General features: G+C 65.4%; 14 protein-coding genes and 1 pseudogene. 4 read left to right on the top strand and 11 right to left on the bottom strand.

The features are described 5' to 3' along the window. Position 1 precedes the first annotated feature (1 nt). The 4 genes and pseudogenes from ggt to JWQ81_RS29805 form a co-directional block, all read right to left on the bottom strand. On the bottom strand, positions 2–1,753 hold the full coding sequence (gene ggt, locus JWQ81_RS29820; RefSeq protein WP_297546811.1) for a gamma-glutamyltransferase: 1,752 nt from the start codon (positions 1,751–1,753) through the stop codon (positions 2–4). 354 nt (positions 1,754–2,107) lie between these two features. Beyond that, a pseudogene (locus tag JWQ81_RS29815) lies at positions 2,108–2,470 on the bottom strand (DDE-type integrase/transposase/recombinase); the annotation flags it as partial. Positions 2,471–2,626: 156 nt separating this feature from the next. Further along, the gene (locus tag JWQ81_RS29810) at positions 2,627–3,862 is read right to left on the bottom strand and encodes a hypothetical protein (protein ID WP_297546809.1); all 1,236 of its coding nucleotides are present in this window, start codon (positions 3,860–3,862) and stop codon (positions 2,627–2,629) included. A 1,377-nt stretch (positions 3,863–5,239) separates the two neighbouring features. Next, the gene (locus JWQ81_RS29805; RefSeq protein ID WP_297546808.1) at positions 5,240–5,518 is read right to left on the bottom strand and encodes a hypothetical protein; all 279 of its coding nucleotides are present in this window, start codon (positions 5,516–5,518) and stop codon (positions 5,240–5,242) included. 194 nt (positions 5,519–5,712) lie between these two features. Here JWQ81_RS29805 and JWQ81_RS29800 point away from each other — a divergent pair, with 194 nt between their 5' ends. Next, positions 5,713–6,390, top strand: coding sequence for a response regulator transcription factor (locus JWQ81_RS29800; protein ID WP_297546807.1), 678 nt, complete (start codon positions 5,713–5,715; stop codon positions 6,388–6,390). Between the two features lie 96 nt (positions 6,391–6,486). Continuing rightward, the gene (locus JWQ81_RS29795; RefSeq protein WP_297546806.1) at positions 6,487–7,818 is read left to right on the top strand and encodes an ATP-binding protein; all 1,332 of its coding nucleotides are present in this window, start codon (positions 6,487–6,489) and stop codon (positions 7,816–7,818) included. 232 nt (positions 7,819–8,050) lie between these two features. On the opposite strand, the gene JWQ81_RS29790 is transcribed toward JWQ81_RS29795, so the two are convergent. The 4 genes from JWQ81_RS29790 to JWQ81_RS29775 all read right to left on the bottom strand — a co-directional run bounded on the left by JWQ81_RS29790 (position 8,051) and on the right by JWQ81_RS29775 (position 11,094). After that, positions 8,051–8,932 (bottom strand): SAM-dependent methyltransferase, encoded by an 882-nt coding sequence (locus tag JWQ81_RS29790; protein ID WP_297546805.1) that lies wholly within the window; start codon positions 8,930–8,932, stop codon positions 8,051–8,053. A gap of 77 nt (positions 8,933–9,009) precedes the next feature. Beyond that, entirely contained in the window at positions 9,010–9,876 is an 867-nt protein-coding gene (locus JWQ81_RS29785; protein WP_297546803.1) for a helix-turn-helix transcriptional regulator, read from the bottom strand. 162 nt (positions 9,877–10,038) lie between these two features. Further along, positions 10,039–10,269 (bottom strand): DUF397 domain-containing protein, encoded by a 231-nt coding sequence (locus JWQ81_RS29780; RefSeq protein WP_297546801.1) that lies wholly within the window; start codon positions 10,267–10,269, stop codon positions 10,039–10,041. A gap of 390 nt (positions 10,270–10,659) precedes the next feature. Then, complete coding sequence (locus JWQ81_RS29775; protein ID WP_297546799.1) at positions 10,660–11,094, bottom strand: hypothetical protein; 435 nt, start codon at positions 11,092–11,094, stop codon at positions 10,660–10,662. Positions 11,095–11,981: 887 nt separating this feature from the next. Here JWQ81_RS29775 and JWQ81_RS29770 point away from each other — a divergent pair. Continuing rightward, entirely contained in the window at positions 11,982–12,467 is a 486-nt protein-coding gene (locus JWQ81_RS29770; protein ID WP_297546797.1) for a TetR/AcrR family transcriptional regulator, read from the top strand. A gap of 141 nt (positions 12,468–12,608) precedes the next feature. On the opposite strand, the gene JWQ81_RS29765 is transcribed toward JWQ81_RS29770, so the two are convergent. Then, complete coding sequence (locus JWQ81_RS29765) at positions 12,609–13,289, bottom strand: SDR family oxidoreductase (RefSeq protein ID WP_297546795.1); 681 nt, start codon at positions 13,287–13,289, stop codon at positions 12,609–12,611. Between the two features lie 56 nt (positions 13,290–13,345). Between JWQ81_RS29765 and JWQ81_RS29760 the strand changes: the two genes are divergently transcribed. Continuing rightward, positions 13,346–13,717, top strand: a complete 372-nt coding sequence (locus tag JWQ81_RS29760; RefSeq protein ID WP_297546793.1) for a helix-turn-helix domain-containing protein — start codon at positions 13,346–13,348, stop codon at positions 13,715–13,717. A gap of 179 nt (positions 13,718–13,896) precedes the next feature. On the opposite strand, the gene JWQ81_RS29755 is transcribed toward JWQ81_RS29760, so the two are convergent. Both JWQ81_RS29755 and JWQ81_RS29750 read right to left on the bottom strand, forming a co-directional pair. Further along, on the bottom strand, positions 13,897–14,052 hold the full coding sequence (locus JWQ81_RS29755; protein WP_297546791.1) for a hypothetical protein: 156 nt from the start codon (positions 14,050–14,052) through the stop codon (positions 13,897–13,899). A gap of 52 nt (positions 14,053–14,104) precedes the next feature. After that, complete coding sequence (locus JWQ81_RS29750; protein ID WP_297546789.1) at positions 14,105–14,278, bottom strand: CsbD family protein; 174 nt, start codon at positions 14,276–14,278, stop codon at positions 14,105–14,107. Positions 14,279–14,629 lie beyond the last annotated feature (351 nt).

Genomic DNA, 14,629 nt, shown 5'->3' with positions numbered 1-14,629 from the left:
GTCACCGGGGCGAGACGACCGCGGCGGCGGTACCACCGTCTCGCCGTACCGGCTCGCCGGCCGCGAGGATCTTTCCGTGGGGCAGGAATTCCAGCCCGGCGGCCGTGCCGATCGCGCCGACATCGGTGAAGCTCTGGCCGAGCGCTTCGAGCCCTGGTGTGGTCGATTGCGCGATGAATCCCGGCTCGGCGCTGGTCGTCACCGCGTTGCGCTGCGAGGCGCGTGGCGCGGCGATCGCCTGCGGCAGGGTCATGCCGAGGTCGAGCCGGTTGACCAGGATCTGCAGGACGGTCGTGATGATCGTCGCGCCGCCCGGGGAGCCGACGGCGAGGAACGGCTTCCCGTGCTGCAGCACGATGCTCGGGGACATGCTCGACCGCGGCCGCTTGCCACCCGCCGGGAGGTTCGGGTCGGGGGCGGTGCCCTGGGTGGGCGCGAAGTTGAAGTCGGTCAGCTCGTTGTTGAGCACGAAACCGTGCCCGGGCACGGTGATGCCGCTGCCGGCCAGCTGTTCGATCGTGTTCGTGTACGACACGACGTTGCCCCATCGGTCGGAGACGACGAAGTGGTTGGTGTGGTTCTCGTTGCTGCTGGTGGACGCCGCGGGAACGGTCTGGCAGCCGCCGCTCGTCTGGTAGGGGTTGCCTGGGGCGACGGGGCTCTTCCCGGCCTTGGCGGGGTCGATCTGGCAGGCCCGGGTTGCCGCGAACGCCGGGGACAGCAGCTGCTGCTCAGGAACGTCGACGTACCGCGCGTCACCGATGTAGCGGTTGCGGTCTGCGAACGCGAGACGGCTGGCCTCGAGGTAGTGGTGCAGCGCCTGCACGGTGTCCATCTTGGAAAGATCGAAGTTCTGCAGGATGTTGAGCGACTCGCCGACGGTGATACCGCCGCTGGACGACGGGCCCATGCTGTACACGTCGTAACCGCGGTAGTTCACGTGCGTCGGCGCGGCGTCGAGCGCCTGGTAGGCGCGGAGATCGGACACCTGCATCGGGCCGGTGATGGGCTTGATGGTGGCGTTCTTCGCCAGCGGGAGGTGCTGGACGGTGTTCACGAGGTCGCGGCCGATCGAACCGCCGTAGAACGCGCCCGTTCCCTGCCTGCCGATCTGCCGGTAGGTGTCGGCGAGGTCAGGGTTACGGAAGACCGAGCCGACGGCCGGAGCCTGGCCGCCCGGGAGGAACAGCTTCGCGCTCGAGCTGAACTGACCCAGCTTGGTCGCCTCCTCCTTGGTCTGGTCGGAGAACGCCTGGTCGACGACGAAGCCGCGGTCCGCCACCTGTTCCGCGGGGCGCAGGTTGTCGGCCAAGCTGAAGTTGCCCCACTTCTGCAGGGCGCGTTGCCAGGTCGCGAGCTGGCCGGGCACGCCGACCGACCGTCCACTCTCGACCGCGGTGGCGAACGGGTAGGGCTGGCCGGTGGCCGGATCGATGAACATCTTCGAGGTGTCGGCGGCGGGCGTGGTCTCGCGGCCGTCGATCGTGGAGATCTTCTTCGTCTTGGCGTCGTAGTAGACGAAGTAGCCGCCGCCACCAAGGCCGGCGACGTAGGGATCGGTGACGCCGAGTGTCGAGGCCACCGCGACGGCCGCGTCCGCGGCGGTGCCGCCCCGCCGCAGGACGTCGATACCGGCCTGGGTCGACTCGGGGGTGTCGGACACGACCGCCCCGTCGAAACCTTCGGCAACCGCCTGCTTCGGCGGCAGCGGCCGCTGGGGCTGTGCCGAACTCGGGGCCGCGGCCGCAGTCATGACGAGACTGGTGACCAAACCGACCATCAGGACTGACCGGTTTTTGCGACTTACACGCATGGGTATCCCTTCCATGGGACAAAGCGACCATTCGTTGGCCTATACCGTAAATATCTCGCGACAGTCAGCGTCGTGGATCTCACGCCCAGTGACGGCCGCCATATCCAGCAGCAACAAGGAAGGTGTAACACCAGTGTGGACAGAAGAGAATGGACTTGAGCAAGAATTAGTGCAGCCCAACGGATCCGATCGCTTGTGCGGCCCAACCCGCATGCACGCCAACACGGCTGGAGCGAAACCTGGACCCGGACCGGACGTCGGATCTCGGTCAGGCTACCCACGGCTTCGATCATGCATCGGCCGTTCCACCCGCGGTTTGTCCTTCGGCTTGGCCGCCCGCGCCGGGGCGACCAAGGTGCCGTAGTGCTCGGCGAGTTCGGCATAGGAGAGGTTGATCTTCGGGTCGTAGAGGCCGGGCTTGTCCACGCCGGTCTTGAGGTTGTCCGGCACCAACCGGGCGGAGACTCCGCCGAAGAAGTCGAACGCCGCGACGTGGCACTCGGTCCAGGCCCGCTGGTCCATGGTCAGCACCGGGCGCACGAACATGTACCGGCTTCTCGGCAGGACCATCACGAACGCCCACACTCGTCGTTTCTTGCCTGACCGCGGGTCGGTCCAGGAACCGAGGTGGCCGTAGTCGATCTGCGCGTCACTGCCGGGGAGGGGTCGTCCATCAGCACGGTGACCTGGTCACGGCGCGACGCCGGTCAATGTTTGACTACCGTGCGATGTATCTCGATCAATGGGTCGCCGGCGCGGTATGAGAGCGCGCGGCCGGATCCTGGATCCAGCCGCGCGCCACCGACAAGTGTGTCAGTGCTGAGAACCGTCAACCGGGGCAGCGAGGCTGTCTGCCGGGGCGTTCAGCGTAAAGCCGATCACCGGACAGTTGATCACGACACCCTGCCCTCCGAACGGACCGCCGTTGGGGCCCGTGATCAAGTCCGGGTGCGTTGCGGCGAGGTTGAAGATCTGATTTTCGTCGATTTGCCGCTTATCGAGTCCAAGCTTGATCGCCTTGTCGGTCCACTGCCCGAACTGGGCTTCCCACAACGGGGAGTACGCCTCGGAGTGCCGCGGATCGGTCAGCGTCGGAAAGTCACCCTGTACATTCAGTGCGTCACCACCGTTGCGCAGGGCCTGGATGAGACCCACATTGCCGGCGTAGGCGTCCTCGGTGGCATGACCGTCCTTGATGAGGTGGATGAGGCCCTGTGCTTGCGAGTTGTTCGCGCCGACCTGCCCATTGATGAAGGGGAAGATCCGTTCGCGGGCCGAACCCAGGTCGTCGTCACCACCGTTGAACGGCGACTGTGACAGTGTCGGAACGTATGTTGCACGCTCCAGCGTTGCGGTGACTTTGTCGTTCGACTCCGTGCTGATGTACAGGATGGGCTGCCCCGCGTCGAAACCATGAACCAGCAGCAGATCAACACTGGCTTGGTGGTACTGGCCGGGTCCGGACGGCGCGGCTGGGTGAACGCCCAGCACCCGATCCGCGGTGTTGGTGTGATGGATCACGTCGAACGGGCCGTCGCCGACCGCCACGATCGGTGCGTTGTAGACAACTGGCGACCCGTTGACCCGGATGAACGGACTGTAGCCCGTCTCTCCCACTGCGCCGGGCTCAGCCGTGGCGGGAGGGAACACTCCGGGCCCTGGATTGAGGACCCGCGCTGGGCTGAAGTCCACTCCTCCGTTGAAATTGATTTCGGCAGGACCGAACCGGTTCTCCTCCACCGACGGGGTCTTCAGTGTCACGTCTTGAACGCAGGCCGTGCAGCCGATCGGCATATTGATCAACTTCGGCGCATAGTTCACATTGAGATCATGTGCGATGCCGACGTCCGATGCCTCCGTGATGATGTACCAGACAGTCTTCCCGTTGGCGTTGCCCTTCCGCAGAGGCAACGTCACCGTGTCTTTGTCCAAATCGACCTTGTCGGCACTGCGCAGGACAATCTTGTCCGAAGGAAGCAATCCGGCAAGCTGTCCTGGCAAGGAGTTGTGCGATGCGGCTGGCTGCGGCGATGGCGTGGCCGTCGCCACGGCGGCTCCCCCCGGAAGTGTCGCCGCGGCGAATGCGGCGGTTATGACCAAGAGTTTATTTCTGATAGATTTGTTTCGCATTGACCGACCTCTTCGTCGTTCACTCAGTACTCTGACTCCCATGAAGCTAGCGTTCGTCAGATCTCACGACGAGGTTTAATTCCTTACAAGAGAATGACGCCGCCCGCGACAGGTTGAGAGTATTTCCAGGGTTCGTTACTTCGCCGCAACAGGTGCGCGCGGCGTCGCCCAGCAAAGGGGCAACAATAGGGGGCACGGAAGTACTTCCGCTCACCGTGTTCAGATGCGTAAATGGTGCCGTCGCGCCGATCACTGGCCCGGGGTCGCACCGCCCTCCCTGCTTGCGGCGCCACACGAGGCACCCAGGCCTTCCGTTGCGGAGGCGCCTGACTGTCGCGCATCGCGCAGTGCAGACGGCACGGTGTCCAACTTGCCGTACCAGACCATGCGAGCGAGAGTAACCGCCGTCGCACAGGAACCCGGCATGGCCCGGCTTACGGATTTCTGACGATGTCAGTCCGCGGGGCGGTCCAGTCGGTCCCCGATTCCCTCGTTGCTGGACAAAGACGCCCTGTACGGCGGGTTCGTAGCCGCCGCCCATTGTTTCCGGTCCGACACGCCGCGCTGCGACTTGGCCGGATTGGCGACCGAAAGTGATAAATGCTGGTGTTATGGCTGCATCGAAGAAGGCTCGAAAGGGCAGCAGCAGAAGTCGTCGGAGCAGGTTGCGGCGGCGGCGAAGATAGCAAAAAGGTTCGTGAACAGGGTTTGGCGTTGACCGGCTTGTCGGGCGAACGTACTCGCTCGGAGCTGGGTCCGGTGCCCGAACTGAAACCACGGTTGGGCCCGTCGAACAGCAGGACGCCGCCTGGCGGAAATGGCACACCGGCGCGACCCACCCCGAGCGTCCGGAACGAGCTCACCGGCACCGTCTCCGGTGTGGTGATCCAGACCGGATCGATCGACTCGATGATGCGGGCCGGCGTCCCGCGGTCCAGGGCGGACGGCGCGGTCGGCGTGTCGCGATGGCGGTCGACGTTTCAGCGGCTGCTGTCCACGCTGCGGCAACGGTTCGATGTGGGCGAACCGCTCACGGAACAGGAGCGATACGGGCCGGGTGCGCGGTGGGAGTTCGCCGGTGTCGAATCGGCGCGTGAAAAAGGCCGGGTCCGCGCAGCTGTGAGGTGTGGACCCGGGGGTTTGTCGCGGGCTCTCGATACGCTCGGAGTCGCCCGTCGATCCCGCTGAGGCAAGCCCACTCCCGGCACTCAAGCCGTGACGACGGCTGCCCGCGACCCGAATGAAGGAGTCGCGGGCGGCCATCGAGCGGTGTGGCTCAGCAGACAGAGAGGACGGTCATTCCGTCCCGGTGGCCTGGTGATCGACGTTGCCGGGCGCGTCGGCGTGTCCGCCGGGTCCGTCACCAGGCGCACCGGGCGCCTCGGTGTCGGCCTGCTCCGAACCCGGGGCTTCGGTGCCGGCCGGCGTCTGGAGTGCGGCCTGGCTCACGCTTGACGTAGCCGGCGTTACGGACGGCGACGTCGGCGCGGTTGCTGCCGCTGCGGAGCTGACGCCGATCGCCGCGATCGCCCCGCCGCCTGCCAGCGCCAGTGCCAATTTTGTCCGAAGATTCATCTCAGTTGTCCTCTTTGGGATCAGGTCGGCGGAAGTGCCAACACGCCCGACGGTGCCCGGCGAGTCCTTAACGGACCCTGTGCGGCGCTGAGCGCCGGCTGAAAGCGACGCTTCAGCCCAGGTAGGCGCGTTAAGGATCCCCTCAGCCCGGGCGGTTAGCATCGATTCCGGGGATAGTGGAGGAGAACCGGCTGATGCGTGTGCTGGTGGTAGACGACGACCGGGACATCGCGGCCGCGGTGCAGCGGGCGCTGCTCGCGGAGGGCTTCACCGTCGAACTCGCCCATGACGGTGCGGACGGGTTGTTCAAGGCCCGGAACAACTCCTATGACGTCATCGTGTTGGACATCATGTTGCCCGGGCTCAACGGCTACGCGGTGTGCCGCGAAGTGCGCGCGGCACAGGTGTGGACGCCGATTTTGATGCTCAGCGCGAAGGACGGTGAGTACGACGAGGCCGACGGCCTCGACCTCGGCGCAGACGACTATCTGACCAAGCCGTTCTCGGTCGTGGTACTGATCGCCCGGCTGCGTGCGCTCGTGCGGCGCGGCGCACCGGCCCGACTTGTGGTGCGGCACGTGGGCGACCTGTCGCTGGACCCGGCCGCGCACCGCTGCTTCCGGCGCGACGCCGAGATCCGGCTGACACCCCGGGAGTTCGCGGTGCTGGAGTTCCTCATGGCTCAACCGGACGCCGTGGTCACCAAGGCGGAGATCCTGGCCGGTGTCTGGGACGAGAACTTCGACGGCGACCCGAACATCGTCGAGGTCTACGTCCACTATCTACGCCGGAAGATCGACGACCCGTACGGTACGGCCATGATCCAGACGGTGCGCGGGTTCGGTTACCGGCTCTCGGGCACTGGCGGCTGACCCGTGGCGCGCCGGGCGTGGATAGGCACCTGGTGGCGGCGCCGGTCGCTGCGCGTCCAGGTCACGGCCGGCACAGTCGTGGTCGTCGGTGTGGGCATGCTTGTGATCGCCGCCGGCATCCTGTACGGAGTAGGCGGCGCGCTGATGAACTCCGTGGACACTGCCTTGGTCATGCGGGCGCACGAGGTCTCGGTGCAGGCCGAGCAGGGCACACTGGGCACCCTGATCCCGTCGGTGGGAGGGGATGTCAGCGCGGTGCAACTGCTTGACGCGACGGGCCGGCCGGTGGCAAGTTCGGTCGATCTGGCCGGCAACGAATCCGTGGTCGAACTTCCCCTGCCGGCCCCGCTCGCCGGTGGCGGTCCGCTCACCCTGAGCTCGCTGCCGATCGGCGAGGGTTCGTACCGGATCCTGACGCTGCCCTCTCACCTGCGCGGCCGGCCGGTCACTGTCGTCGTCGCCATGTCACTCGCGCAGGAACAACGCAGCCTGGCTGACCTCGCGACCGGGCTCGGAGTCGGCCTGCCCGCTCTCGCCGCGGTGATCGGCGCGATCACCTGGCTGTTCACCGGGTATACCCTGCGGCCAGTGGAGACGCTGCGCCGGGAGGTGGCGCGGATCAGCGCGTCGGACCTGCGGCGCCGGGTGGATCTGCCGCCGTCTCGGGACGAGATCCACCGGCTGGCCGCCACCCTCAACGACATGCTCGACCGGCTGGACACCGCATCGGGTGCTCAGCGGCGCTTCGTGGCCGATGCCGCTCACGAGCTGCGAAGCCCGCTTGCCGCGGCGATGGTCGAGGCCGAGAACGGATTGCGGGCGACCGATCCGGACGACTGGCGACGGATCAGCCGAGTGCTCCTCGCCGACCTCGGCAGGCTGAGCGCGCTGATGGAAGACCTGCTGGTGCTGGCCCGGCTCGACGACCCAGCGGGGCAGACCAGCCGACGGGTGCTCGACCTCGACGACGTCGTCCTCACCGAGATCATCCGCGCACGACACATGACCGAGCACGTAATCGACGCGACGAACGTGCACGCCGCCCAGATCACGGCCGATCCGGGCGCGATGACGCGGATTGTCCGCAATCTGCTCGACAACGCTGCCCGACATGCGCGCGGCGCGGTCGCGGTGAGCATCGGTCACTCCGACGGGGCGGTGCGACTGGTCGTCGCCGACGACGGTCCCGGCATCGCACCGGAACACCGCGATCGGGTCTTCACCCGCTTCACCCGCCTTGACGACTCCCGCGACCGGGTCGATGGCGGTACGGGTCTCGGCCTGGCAATCGTCCGGGAACTCGTCGCCGCGCACGGTGGCCGGGTGCGGATAGGCGATCCGCCGCCGACGGCCCGAGGAGCCACCTACCCGGGTGTCTGGGTGTATGTGGAACTTCCCAACGCGGGCGGTCCCGCAACGGTCACGTAGCCGTGGCCGCACGACCGGCTGAGGCAGGAAAGTCGACGAGGGGTTCTGAGTAGTCCAACGGATTGCTGCAGAAAAATTCATGAACGATTGGCAGGACGCCGTCGCTCGGATACGTTAATGTCCGCTGGAAAAATGCGGGGTGGTCATTATTCCGCAGTATTCCGTAGTTATTCGAATCCTCCGCTGTCTTCGGACGCGGCTTGGCCGTGCAAAACTCACCAGTTCGCCCTCGTCATTCGTCCTTGCGTGCGACGCCGGCGAGGCAGGCTGATTCGTTGGGCGTGGCGAACTCGACCGTCAGCGCGCCGGCTCCGGTGTTTTCAGGGTGCCAGAGTGGTGTCCAGGTGAGTCCGGGCTCGACCATCGTGAAGTCCCCGAACAGTTCGGCGATCTCGGAGTGGGAGCGGCAGAGCACCGGGTTACTCGACTGCTCGTACATTGTCACCAGCCGCGCCAGTTTGTCGTCGAATTCCGGTGGCACGCCGTCGTCGGTGAGGTGTGAGAGTGCCAGGTAGGACCCCGACCGGAGCAGGTCTCGGTAGTGGGCGACGAGGCTGGGGCCGAGGTCGTCGGTGGTTCCGCTGTCCTCGGCGGGTGGTTGCTGCACGTGAAGCACGGCGATAAGCAGTAGCCCTACCGGCTTGTCGAGGTCGATGACCCCGGTGTCGCGGATCTTCTCCCAAAGTCGGTCGGGGTCGCGCATGTCGGCGTGGATCGCGACATGCCGGCTGGGGTCGCCGTGTTCTTTGAGCAGGTCCTCGGAGTGGGCAACGGCGACGGGTTCGTAGTCGATGTACGCGACGCGGGTCTCGCCGGGGGTGATCTCGTCGGCGACTTGGTGGGCGTGGCCCATGGTGGGGACACCGGAGCCGATGTCGACGAACTGGGTGACGCCGAGTCCGACGAGGTGGCGGACGGCTCGGTGCAGGAACAACCGGTTCGCCCGGGCGATGGAGCCCAGTATGGGCAGGGTTGCGAGGGCCTTGTCGGCGAACTGGCGGTCGATGATCCAGTTGGCGGTTCCGCCGAGGAGGTAGTCGTAGACCCTGGCGACGCTGGGGTGGTCGAGGTCGACGCCGGGAGGGGGGAACGGTTCCTCGACGAACTCGGCCACGGTGGGGGTCCTTTCCTGTTGCCGACAAGGGAATTCACTGAGTGTAATGGTGCGATCACTTCACGCGTTAAGTGGCACTAGAGGGACAGGATGCCGCCGAGCCGCCGGGCGTGTTCGGTGAACAGGTCCGCCGTCGCGTCGACCGGCAGGGCGAGGTATCGGAGTGCGTCCTGGGCTTCGTCGTATTTGTGCAGCTCTGCGCCCGCTGTGGTGGTCAGGCCCGTGACAGATTCGGTGTAGGCGAAGTCCAGCGTGTCCTCGGCGAAGCGCAGGATAGTGAAGTCCGGGTCGACATAGGGTGCCGCGCTGTAGGGAACCACGCGGATGCTGATGCAGGGGTAGCGCTTCATCAGGTTCAGTATGTGGTCGAGTTGGTCGAGTGCGGTTGCGGGTTTGAGGCTGCGCACCATTCTGTCCACTGCGCCTTCGCTGAGCAGGAACTCATAGTGGCCGGCCGGGTTGTTGGCGAAGATCCGCTGTCGCGCTGACCGTTGCGACACGAGAGCGGTGACGTTGGATGCCCCGCTTGCATGGAACTGGGTCAGCATGTAGTACTCGGACTGCAGCAGGCCGGGTATGCGTTCCCCGGTCCAGCTGAACATCTCCGTGGCGTCGCGCTCGCGTTCGATGACGGCGAAGAACCACGACGGCGTCGCCGCGCGCTCCTCGGACCGCGCACGCGCTGGTGTGCTGCGCACATTCAGGGCCCTCATCTGCGCCGCGGTCGCTGGATCGATTGCCAATGCCACCACGATGTTGTCCAGGTCGGCGGACTTCGTTCCACATTTCCCGGTCTCGATCTTGTTGACCTTGGACTGCTTGCAGCCGATGAGAGCGCCGAGTGCGGCTTGCGTGATGTCGTAGCGTGTCCTGGCTTGACGCACCAGAATACCCAGCGACTTGCGCTGCGTGGCCACCGAAATGACCGGCACCGAGGACGTCACAGCGGCTCTGCAATCCAGTCGGGGGCAACAAGCGTCCCATACTAGTGCACGTCTCGGGGCGCGGGTGCCTTTTGTGGTTCTGCAACCGGTTGCTCTCGAACTTGGGCGTGATTGCGCTGCTCCATTGGTGGACTTCTGGTGGAGATTGGTGACGGGGCGGGGTCAGCGCCGGAACTGGCCTGCTTGCGCGGAACTCAGGAAAGCGTCCCATTCGGCGTTGTCGAACACGAGGACGGGGGAGTGGGGCAGCTTCGTGTCCCGCAGCCCTACCAGTCCGTCGGTGCTGAGGTTGACTTCCACGCAATTCGCGCCGTTCGGGCCGCACGCTTTGGAGCGCTGCCAGGTGTGTGCGGGAAAGATCTGGCTGGCGGTGCGCGGGTCGTAGGTGTCCATGGAAGCCCCCTCGGTGTCGAATGACTGTATGTGTTCTTCCTTTCACAGAGTGCGTGTGGATTAATCCAGGCGCAAGCGGCGCACGGGTGACTATGCCCCTGGAAATTGATATTCACCCGAATGGGCAGCGGTGATTGTGCTAATGGACTCGGCACATGAACGTGCATACGTAGCTGTACTCATTGTGACAATGGTGATGGGCGCAGAATGGTCGAATGACAGGCCAGTCGGAAAAGTGCAACCACCGAGTGTGCCGGCATCCGTCTGTTAATAGAGAACAGTGGTGATGACGACCGTCAGCCTGGCGTGTTGCGCCGACAGCAGGTTCCCCGCGTCGCGGCAGAGCGCTCGGCTGCGCCGAGCAGGGCAATCGGTCTCTCGTTGCCGGTGCTACTCCCCGTCGGAGGCTGGGCGACGCCTGCGCTGCAGAACGGGACCGAGCAGGTTCACCAGCAGGAGTCCGCCAGAGGTTGCGATGCCGCCGAGGACTCCGACGGTGATCGCCGCGACCCCGCCGAGCAGGACCGCGAGGACCACGGTGACCCGAAGTTTCGTACCCCGGCTTCGGAGCCGGTGCACGACCGCTGCGGGCCATGGACCGGCTGGGCGCCGGTGACGATGTCCGCCCCGCGCGGCGGGGATCGGTTCCCCGGCCGTCGGTGTGGGGTGGTGGCGGCACAGCATCGGGACGTCGTCGTTGAAGCTGATCGTGACTCGGACGGGGTGCTCGCACTCGTTGAGGGGCCACGGCCGGGGGTCCTGGTGAGACGTGTGTCGCTCGTTCCCGTCTGGCGAATCCGCCATCAGGACGCCTGGAATCGGCACGTTGTTCTCCTTCGGTCATTGACGGGTTGTTGGGTGAGACAACAACGACGAGATTCCCTGTGAGCGCAGGTGCTCGCGTTCCGGTAAAACCGGAGGCGGTTTTCCGTGGAATAATCCACGGAAAACCGCTTCTATCCAGTGCCAATCATATGATTACACGCCATTTGCTGGTGATGCACGACCGGCTTCATGCTGAACTTCTCGGCCGCTAGTGAGTCATGATTTCGGCGCCCCATTCCGCGACAATGCCTGCCCTGGGCGTGCGTGCGTGGCAGGCGCCGGGGCTTCTTGTCAGCGATTACTTGTTTGGCCGCGTTCCGACGTGCGTGGTCGACCGTGCAACTGCTCCGTCGGCGGAGCGATGTGTGGTTTCCAGAGGCTCGCTGCTTCCCTGGGTAGGTGTCGTTGGGCGCTTCCGAGGCGGTAGATGGCGGGCATGTACACATGCATGTGCACGTGCATGACGATTCTGCCCCGAAGTGGGCATCGACTGCAAGGGTGAACCGGCCGGGGGTTCTTAAATGGCGATAGCCAGTACTCGCGGATTCGGTTGCGGCGAAACTCTCATCGTAAAATGCCTGATCAGCACCGGTGTGGGGCCGTATTTGATGGATTATTCTGCGTCAGCAAAGTCAATGGATTAATCCATTTCCGACTCCGGTGCGCAGTTTTCGAAGCGTGAATTATTCCATCGAATCACGTCATGATCCAGTTGGAGGATGCAGCAACCTCGCCCTGTGGGACAACCCCGGCTGCCGACTGGTCACGGTGATTCTGATGAGCACGGCGAGCAGGTTTGTCTCACTCCGTATCAATGGCGTCACACACTCGGAACACGGCTGATCAGCAGCTTCAACAGCCCATTCGGACCGGTCAACGCCAGTGTCATGGACCTCCTCGACACCCGCGGGGCAGCGGCGCTGACGATGCGCAACCTCGCCGAGGCACTCGACTGCACGCAGGCGTCGCTCTACCGTCACGTGCGCAACCGTGAGGAGCTGGTGACTCTGCTCGTCGACATGACCTCGGCGTGGGCTCGGTCCCAACTCGCTGGCCGGGATGGAGTACGCCCTCGAACTGTTCATCGGCGCCGGTCTCAACCCCCGGCTCGCGGCCGCCGCCGCGTCGTCGCTGGCCACCTTGTGATCGGCTCGTTGCACTTCAACCTCGGTCTGGACGCGTCGGATTCCGAGGAGAGCCGTCACCGGCGCCTGCTTTACCGTTCACGAGACGCGGCGGCGTTTCCCTTGCTCGTCCAGCACGCCGATGTCCTCGCGGAGGTCGGTAGCGACGTCGAGTTCGAAGTCGGCGTCAACGCATTGTTGACCGGATTCCGAATCCTGATCCAGCGCGACGGCATCACACGCGACTGATCGACCAGCACCGTCTCGCTCTGTCCGACACGCCGGCCAGGTAGCCGGTCGGAGTGCGTTGCGGTGGCTCACGGCTAGGTGACCGGGAGAAGGGCGCGGGGACGGATGGTGGTGGTTGCCATGGCACCGGTGGCGCCGGGATCAGCGGCGCCGGGCGCCGCCGTCGACATGGACCGTCTCGCCCGTCACCCATCCCGCACCCAGGAGCCACAGGGCGGTGTCGGTGACGTCCTCGAGCGTCCCGACCCTCCCGGCGAGGGAGGCCGCGGCGGTCCTGTCGTACAAGGCACGGCGACGCTCGTTCGGAAGCCGGTCCCAAGTGCCGGAGTCGGTGATACCGGGCGCGATGGCGTTGACACGCAACGGCGCGAGCTCGACGGCCAGGTGGGTGACCAGCGCGGCCAGGGCAGCATTCGCAGTGCCTTTGACGACGGTGCCGGGCTTCGGCTGCCAGCCCACAATGCCGGAGAAGAACAGGAAAGATCCGTCGCCAGGCATCCGTGGGGCGAAGTGTTTGGCCAGTAGCAGTGGGCCGACGACCTTCGCGGAGAACGCGGCCTGGATCTTGTCGTGTTCCAGGTCGGGCACCGGCACGTCATGGTGAGCCGACGCGGTGGAGATCACGTGGTCGAAGGCGCCGAGCGACTCGGCGGCCCGCGCGATGGTGGTCTCGTCGGTGACGTCGATCCGGACCTCGGGGCCGGACCGTGTGGCGACGACGACGTCTGCGCCGGCCAGCCCGGTGCGCCGGACGATCTCAGCGCCGATACCGCGGGCCCCGCCGACGACCAGGATCCGCTTGTCTTTCAGTTTCTCGCTCATGACCGTGACGGTATACATTTGCTACCGGTATCTTCAACGCTACCGGAGAGGACCATATGGGCAAGGCGTACAACGTCATGGCGGCGACGTGCCCCAGTCGCACCGTGCTGCACCGCATCGGGGCGCGTTGGACGGTGTTCGCCGTCAACGCGCTGGAGGACGGACCGATGCGGTTCACCGAGCTCAAAGCGCACATCCGCGGGATCACCCCCAAGGCTCTCACCGAGACGCTGCGCGCCATGGAGGCTGACGGCCTGCTCACCCGTACCGACCTGGGCGGCAACCCGCCGCACGTCGAATACGCCCTGACCGAGATCGGCCGTTCCCTGCTGGTTCCGCTGCGTGCCGTACGGCAGTGGGCCGAGACGCACGTCCCGGACATCCTCGCCGCGCGCGAACGAGCCGGCGTCGGGGATGCCTCAGTCTGACGATGCCGCCGCAAACTCCGGCGGCCGGTTCGAGGCAGGCATGCAACCCGTTCTCAAGGTTCGATACTCGTGGCGGGGCGGTGGTCTTTGGTGAGGGGGACGGACAACGCCGATTGTTGCGCTACAGCAGACGGCGCCCACACCGACTTCGGTGTGGGCGCCGTCTGCTGTAGCGAGGGTCAGAACCAGTGTGCGCGACCGCCGATTTTGGTTCCGGCGCGGCCCAGCAACGCGAGGACGGCACCAATGAGAACCAGCGCGATCCCGATGGACCACAGCACGGCGATCTTGGCGATGAAACCGATAACGAGGAGGATAACTCCGAGAACGATCACTTTTATCTCCGAAGCAAGGGACCGGATAACGGATGGCCCTGGGAAAGCCCGGTCAGTTCTTGAATGCGTCCTTGACCTTTTCGGCGGCCTGTTTGACGTTTCCCTTGACCTGGTCGGCTTTCCCCTCGTTCTTCAGGCTTTCGTCGTCGGTGGCGTGCCCGAGGCCTTCTTTGGCCTTGCCCTTGAGTTCTTCGGCTTTGTTGTCGATCTTGTCGCCGGTGCTCATCAGCGGTCCTTTCGTGCGGGGACAGTTGCTGAACTAATGCCCTGAGCCGAGCACTCTGAAACACCGCGCCTGCCACGTACGCCCGTCACCTAGGGCCGGCCCCGACAGTCACACCTGCCTGCGCCGGCCAATCGCGCGCGACCGAGTTCTCCCGTGCGAGCTCGCCGGCACCAGCTCGACCGGTACACGGTGCTCGTACGCCGACCTCTCTCCGCGACCGGGTGCCGGAATTTGTCAAGGTGAGTGAGACCAGTGGGTGTTAGGCGGCTTCGGGTTCGGTCTTCTGGCTGGTGTCGTCAGCTGGTCGGTTGATCCAGACGGTGTCGGGGAGATTGAGCATCTTTGGTGCTG

The sequence above is a fragment of the Amycolatopsis sp. genome, assembly GCF_025464955.1.
In the GTDB taxonomy this organism is placed as follows: domain Bacteria; phylum Actinomycetota; class Actinomycetes; order Mycobacteriales; family Pseudonocardiaceae; genus Amycolatopsis.
This window is presented reverse-complemented; position numbering and strand designations above follow the sequence as displayed.